This is a genomic window from Polaromonas sp. P3_C2, assembly GCF_056402675.1.
Map to the genome: position 1 here is coordinate 1 of NZ_JBFUGX010001177.1, position 694 is coordinate 694.

Annotated in this window: 1 protein-coding gene and 1 pseudogene; both read right to left on the reverse strand. The window is 59.2% G+C overall.

Going from position 1 to position 694, the window contains the following annotated elements:
- Positions 1-279: ComEA family DNA-binding protein (locus AC1DWI_RS25425; protein WP_477726222.1), on the reverse strand; the 279-nt coding region annotated here is incomplete at its 3' end.
- A 134-nt stretch (positions 280-413) separates the two neighbouring features.
- Positions 414-694 (reverse strand): annotated as a pseudogene (locus AC1DWI_RS25430) (ADP-glyceromanno-heptose 6-epimerase); the annotation flags it as partial.

Here is a 694-nt window from a genome sequence, read left to right on the forward strand (position 1 = left end):
TGCGGCGGCCGGGCCGGTATAGGCGGCACCCCCAACGGTCAGCCCTGCGGCCGAGAACTCGGCTGCGCGTTTTTCTCCAACACCTTTGACGCGGGTGATGAAGTCATCCCAGTTTTTGAACTCGCTTTTTTTGCGCTCGGAGATGATCAGCTTGGAGGTGACGGGGCCGATGTGTTTGATGCCGTCGAGTTCGGCCTCAGTGGCTTTGTTGACGTCGACCGCAGCAAAGGCCGCAACGAGAGACATGGCGGCGAAAAACGCCAGTACTTTCTTGAACATGGAAATCTCCTCAATGATGGATGGGCGAGGTGCGTTATGCACCCTTGTGAATAAAGGTGCTGCTTTTATAACGGGCTGGTCTCAGGCAGCGTTGACCCGCCTGGCGTGATTTGGGCTTAGGGAAACCCTAGGCCTCAGCTGTTCTTGCCCAGCCACTGCATGTAGGCAGTTACACCCGCTTGCACATCGGCAAAAACATGGCCACATCCGGTGGCGCGCAGGGCGCCCAGGTCGGCCTGGGTGTAGCTTTGGTACTTGCCCACCAAGGCCGGCGGGAAGGTGATGTAGTCGATGAGTCCGCCACGCACTGCATCTTCCAGGCTCAGTGCGGCAGCATCCTGTCCTTTGCGCAGGTGTTTACGACCGCGAGGGCGACGTCGTTGAAGGGCTGGGCCCTTCCGGTGCCGAGGTTGAA